At 70.1% G+C, this 4,714-nt stretch carries 6 protein-coding genes; 3 read left to right on the top strand and 3 right to left on the bottom strand.

Features of this window, described 5'->3' with window-relative positions; genetic code table 11:
• Nucleotides 1–82 precede the first annotated feature (82 nt).
• Complete coding sequence (locus K6I34_RS31970; protein WP_229331458.1) at nucleotides 83–379, top strand: DUF1778 domain-containing protein; 297 nt, start codon at nucleotides 83–85, stop codon at nucleotides 377–379.
• Nucleotides 376–768, top strand: coding sequence for a fic family toxin-antitoxin system, toxin component (locus K6I34_RS31965; RefSeq protein ID WP_374231079.1), 393 nt, complete (start codon nucleotides 376–378; stop codon nucleotides 766–768). Before K6I34_RS31970 ends, K6I34_RS31965 begins: the two co-directional genes overlap by 4 nt.
• A 93-nt stretch (nucleotides 769–861) precedes the next feature.
• Here K6I34_RS31965 and K6I34_RS31960 read toward each other — a convergent pair whose 3' ends face one another.
• Together K6I34_RS31960 and K6I34_RS31955 are read right to left on the bottom strand one after the other, a co-directional pair.
• Nucleotides 862–1,737 (bottom strand): sigma-70 family RNA polymerase sigma factor, encoded by an 876-nt coding sequence (locus tag K6I34_RS31960; RefSeq protein WP_229331456.1) that lies wholly within the window; start codon nucleotides 1,735–1,737, stop codon nucleotides 862–864.
• Nucleotides 1,734–2,129 (bottom strand): VOC family protein, encoded by a 396-nt coding sequence (locus tag K6I34_RS31955; RefSeq protein WP_229331454.1) that lies wholly within the window; start codon nucleotides 2,127–2,129, stop codon nucleotides 1,734–1,736. The genes K6I34_RS31960 and K6I34_RS31955 overlap by 4 nt, the downstream gene beginning before the upstream one ends.
• 323 nt (nucleotides 2,130–2,452) lie before the next feature.
• Here K6I34_RS31955 and K6I34_RS31950 point away from each other — a divergent pair, with 323 nt between their 5' ends.
• Nucleotides 2,453–3,016, top strand: a complete 564-nt coding sequence (locus tag K6I34_RS31950; protein WP_308294086.1) for a GNAT family N-acetyltransferase — start codon at nucleotides 2,453–2,455, stop codon at nucleotides 3,014–3,016.
• A gap of 823 nt (nucleotides 3,017–3,839) precedes the next feature.
• Here K6I34_RS31950 and K6I34_RS31945 read toward each other — a convergent pair.
• On the bottom strand, nucleotides 3,840–4,714 hold an 875-nt coding region (locus tag K6I34_RS31945), incomplete at its 5' end, for a hypothetical protein (protein ID WP_229331452.1).

Raw genomic sequence — 4,714 nt, 5'->3', positions numbered from 1 at the left:
CCCCGCACCCCCGTGGCGTGCTTCGCACGACGCCGTGCAGGGAGATGGCAAGGGCGTGGCATCGGCCGATACCGTCGGTGCCATGTCCGAGCCCGAAACCATGAGCCTGCGGTTCCCCGACCCGGAGCAGCGCAGGGCCATCGAGGCCGCTGCCACGGAGGCCGGCGTCAGCATGCAGGAGTACATCCTCTCGGCCGCTTACGAGCGCGCGACGGCTGTCGAGATGAAGTTCCTGGAAGCGTTCAAGGACTCGATGGCCCGCAGTGGCGACGCCTTCGAAGCCGAGCCGAGCGCGTCCGACCCCTCTCCCGAGCAGCGTGCCGCCGAGCAGCAGGCCCGGGTCGCCCTCGGGCAGCAGGGGCAGGGCCGCGCCGCGTGAACGATGACCGGCCGCCGCTACGGATCGACGTCCCCTTCCTGCTTCATGCTGCCGAACTGCTTCCCGGCGATCCTCAAGTACAAGTAGACGACTACGGCCCATTGTTCGGGGCTGTCGCCCGCATGCACGCCAGAGCGATGGACCGGGACATCTACGGCTCCCTGCACCTGAAGGCCGGTGCGCTGCTGGTCGGCCTCGTGCGGATGCCGTGCCTGGAGCACTCGAACGACCGGTTCGCGTGGCACGTCACCGAGGCCTTTCTCGGCCTGAACGGGCACCGGCTCGACTACCGGCCGAAGGATGCCGTCGTGCTCGTACGCGAAGCCGGCGCGGGGACGGTCGGTGTGGCCCAGGCCGCCCTCCGGCTCCGGGCCTGGACCGTCACATAAATGTTGCGCCACCGCTGACGCCGGCCTGGCGACGTGTCCGCCGGGCACGGCGCGCAGGCCATGGACGCGCGGGCCGACCCCGACACCACCGGCTCAGGCCGGGGCGGACAGCCGGATCGAGGCGAGTTTGGCCGGGTCGACAACGATGTGGATGCCGGTGATCCGGCCTTCGGTGACGGTGAAGGCGATGACGGAGAGAGGGGTTCCGTCGGGGCGCCACGACATATGGCCGGGAACGCCGTTGAGCAGCACGGGCCGGTGACGGGCGACCTCGCCGGAGAACCTGCGGGCACCGGCGGCGACCTCGGTGGCGCCGAGGGTGACGACCACACCGTTGGGCGTGTCGACGGTCAGCTTCACGTTCGGGTCGAGGACGCGCAGGAGCGCTTCGAAGTCGCCGCCGAGGGCGGCGGCGCGGAACGCCTGGACGACCTCCCGGTGCTCGCGGCCGGGGCCCGCCGGCCGGTCCGTGGCCCGGACCTTGCGGCGGGCGCGGCTGGCGATCATCTTGGCGGCGTCGGCGGATTTGCCCAGGATCTGGCCGATCTCGCGGAACGGGACCGCGAACATGTCGTGCAGGACGAACGCCAGGCGCTCACTCGGGGTGAGCGAGTCGAGCACGACGAGCAGGGCGAGGCCGACCGAATCGGCCAGCGCCACCTGCTCGTCGGGCGCGGGGTCGTCGGCGGGCGTCACCACAAGGTCAGCCGACTCCTGCCCGTAGGCGGTCTCGGGGTGGGCCCGGCGGGATCTCAGCAGGTCCAGACTGATGCGGCCGACCACGGTGGTCAGCCAGCCCGAGAGGTTGCCGATGGCCGCCTCGTCCTGGCGGACGAGACGCATCCAGGCTTCCTGGACCACGTCCTCGGCGTCGGCGTGCGAGCCCAGCACGCGGTACGCGACGGCGCGCAGCCGGTCGCGCTGGGCTTCGAACGCCTCGGTCACGAGGCCGGACGGGTGGACGGTCACGGCTTCCGCTGCTGACGGAGCGAGACCCGGTTGCCGTCCGGGTCCACGGCCTCTATGCGGACCCCGAACGGGTAGTCCTCGGGCTCGGACTGCTCGAAGACGACGCCGCGCTCGCGCATGATCTCGAAGTCCTTCCGCAAATCCTCGGACTCAAGGATCAGCGGACCGGGCGCGGCGTTCCGGCCCGCCGCGTCGCCCGGCTGTCCCGCGGCCGCCGCGTGCGACCACAGGATGATCTGCACCGGGCTGTCGGGAACGCCGACGGTGAGGAAACGTCCGTCGGGCCCCGGGAAGTCGAGCCGCTTCTCCAGGCCGAGTCCCTCGGTGTAGAACTCCAGCGCGCGGTCCTGATCGGTGACGTAGACCGTCACGTACATGATGTTGGTCAGCATCCGGTTTCTCTCTTCACTCGTCGGTGCGATGCGGTGCGGTGCGACGACCGTTCGTATTCGGTCCTCGCCCCTATGACGGATGCCGACGGGAGAAGGTAACAAGACCGGTCCGTCGGTCGTCGTGGCGGGCCGCCGGCTGCTAAATGCTTTGCCCGGCTCGGGGAGGTGTTGCTACCGTCACGCCGACGCGAGAGACGCGTGATCACGGGACAGGGAGGTTGATGAATATGGCCGCCGTCGGCCGTCCTCAGCATGCCCTTGTCCGGTCCGTGCGCCAGTAGAGCCGCGCGGTCCGGGTCGTTTCCATCGACCAGGAGTGACACGTGACTTCCTCCACTTCGGCCACCTCTTCGGCTACTTCAGCAGCACACGTCCAGCTGACCACCGACCGCCTCGTCCTCCGGCCCTGGACCATGGCCGAGGCCACCGCGGTCCTCGGCGACACCAGGTCGCCCGACTGGGCGGACGACTTCCCCGCCGAGGGCGACCGCGTCATCGCGGGCCTCTTCGGCCAGTTCCCCGCCTGGCTCGGCGAGTACGGCCACCGCCTGATCATCGAGCGCGACAGCGGCCTGGTGGTGGGCTCGATCGGCCTGTTCTGGCCGCCCACCGAGGGAACCGTCGAGATCGGGTACGGCATCGTCGCCTCCCGCCGCGGCCGGGGCTACGCCCCCGAGGCCACCCGGGCTCTCGCCGACTTCGCCCTCACCGCGCCGGACGTCCACACCGTGTTCGCCAACGTGGAACTGTCGAACCCGTCCTCGGCCCGCGTGCTGGAGAAGGCCGGCTTCCACCGGTGGGTCACCGAGGAGAACAACGCCGGGGAGAACGCCGAGGAGAACACCTTCCGGTTCAGGCTCACGAGCCAGGACCACCGCCTGCGCTGACGCCTGTTCGTTTCCGGGAGGCGAGGCCTGCGCGGATTGCGGCGACCTTGCGGCGGAAGTTCTCGGGGAAGGATTCACCGAGCCATCCTTCGTGCGGGTTGCCGTCGCGGCGTGGTGGACGTTGCGCTGGCAGTAGCGCGATCGCTGACGCTAGTCTGGTGACGTGTCCGCCGGGGATGGCGCGCTGGCCTACGTCGCTGTGTAGTAGAGCCGGAGGACATAAGACAGCGCCCGCCGCGGCGCCAACCCGCGACGAGTGCTGAACCGTAAGATGGGCGGTTATCGGCCGTCAGCCCTCAGTCTGTGTGAGGACTGGCGGTCACCGTCCGGTCAGCCACCTCCCGAGCTGGGCAGTGCAGCCGGAGGACATAAGACAGCGCCCGTCGACGGCGGCTATCCGCGACGAGCGCTGAGCCGTAAGACGGACGGTTATCGGCCGTCAGCCCTCAGCTGTTGTGAGGACTGGCGGTCACCGTCCAGTCAGCCACCTCCCGAACTCGCGGACAGCCGCGAGCAGACGCTCGGGAAGAGTCTTCTTACGGTGGCGTCCAGGCATCGGGCGCCTCCTTCCATACAGCTGCACCTTTAGCCGGAGGTGCGCCGGGGACGCCGCGTCCGGGCGCCCAGGACGAGCGCCCGGGAGCCGAAGTCCCGGTCATGGAAGGAGGCGCACGAGCTGTGCGCCACCGCAAATCTTACAGAAGGCTAATCGCCGACTGGGGTCGAACTCGCTTCGAACGACGGCCACTTGAGGGTCATATTTGCCAAGTCGGCATCTTCCCGGGTCGATCCGGGCGTTGCCGCATTCCGGATGGGCTGTCGGTCAGCCGCGTCGTCGCGGCTTGCCCAATCTCCGCTCGGGGAGCGGGTTCTTGATGATGCCTGCGCGGACGGCGTCGGCTTTGCGGTGGATGCTCTCGGCGAGTGGCTCGGGGATGGATTCGCCGAGCCATCCTTCGTGCGGGTTGTCGTCGCCTCGGCAGGTGCGGCAGCGGCCGCCGGGGAGTGAGCGGCCCGGCGCGCGGCAGACTTCGCACTCTGCCAGGGGGCGGTGGGGCTCGGGTGCCGGGGGTGCTTCGCGCTGCGGTGGGAGCTTGTCCACGAGGCGCCTGCGGGCGAAGGCGCCGGGTACGTGGACCTCGGGCGGCAGGTTCGCGGTCAGGGCGCGTTCGATGTCGTCTTCGGTGGCGCCGCGTGCGAACCATTCCTCGGCGAGGGGGCGCAGCTCGGCGCATTCGGCTGCCGAGAGGGACATGCGGGGGTCGACGAGCCCCGCACCTGCGAGGGTGCCGTACGCGCTACGGCGCGGGGTCTCCTCCTGGGGCTGCGCCTGCTCCTGTGGCTGAGGCTTCGGCTCGTCCGGGGGTACGTCGCCCTTGCGGAAGCGCTGCCACCAGGATTCGCTGCGCGGGGTGCGGGAGAAGTAGGTGCGCCAGACCCACTGGGTGCCGCCGTCTCCGACGGTTTCGCGGCGGCGGAAGAGGTGGCCCGCCTGCTCCAGGAGGCGTAAGGCGGTACGGACGGCCATCTGCCCGAAGGCGGCGAGCTGCTTGGCCAGGGTCTTGATGTCGATCGCGGCACCGTCAGGGAGGCGGTCGATGTAGGCCGCGATGTACGCCTCGCGGGCGGAGAGGTGCGCGAAGTCGGCGGCCGTACGGGGCTTCTGGCCGGGCGCGGAACGCTTCCCGAAGCCGGGGG

The organism is Streptomyces sp. UNOC14_S4, assembly GCF_020740835.1.
Lineage (GTDB): Bacteria > Actinomycetota > Actinomycetes > Streptomycetales > Streptomycetaceae > Streptomyces.
The sequence above is the reverse complement of the archived record's forward strand: the minus strand, read 5'-3'. Positions and strand labels throughout refer to the sequence as shown.

Coding starts and splice junctions, on each gene's coding strand:
- K6I34_RS31955 (WP_229331454.1), bottom strand. CDS start 2,129: ATGCTGACCAACATCATGTACGTGACGGTCTACGTCACCGATCAGGAC.
- K6I34_RS31970 (WP_229331458.1), top strand. CDS start 83: ATGTCCGAGCCCGAAACCATGAGCCTGCGGTTCCCCGACCCGGAGCAG.